Here is a 277-nt window from a genome sequence, read left to right as displayed (position 1 = left end):
CTTTATGAAAGCTTCGTGCATCCGCTGACGATCATTTCGACCCTGCCGGCAGCAGGCCTCGGCGCGGTGATCATGCTGTGGATCTGCGGCCAGGACTTTTCGATCATGGCGTTGATCGGGCTGGTGCTGCTGATCGGCATCGTCAAAAAGAACGGCATCCTGATGATCGACTTCGCGCTCGAGGCGCAGCGCCAGCGTGGCCTGCCGCCGCAGGAGGCGATTTTCGAAGCGTGCATCACCCGGTTCCGGCCGATCATCATGACCACCCTCGCCGCCC

1 protein-coding gene is annotated in these 277 nt (G+C 61.7%); it reads left to right on the top strand.

Translation table 11 applies throughout. The annotated features are described in order from the left end of the window. On the top strand, positions 1 to 277 hold a 277-nt coding region (locus AAEZ22_RS18370; RefSeq protein WP_352298474.1), incomplete at both ends, for an efflux RND transporter permease subunit.

The organism is Pseudoalteromonas sp. 20-MNA-CIBAN-0454, from assembly GCF_040308685.1.
Lineage (GTDB): Bacteria > Pseudomonadota > Gammaproteobacteria > Enterobacterales > Alteromonadaceae > Pseudoalteromonas > Pseudoalteromonas nigrifaciens.
The sequence above is the reverse complement of the archived record's forward strand: the minus strand, read 5'-3'. Positions and strand labels throughout refer to the sequence as shown.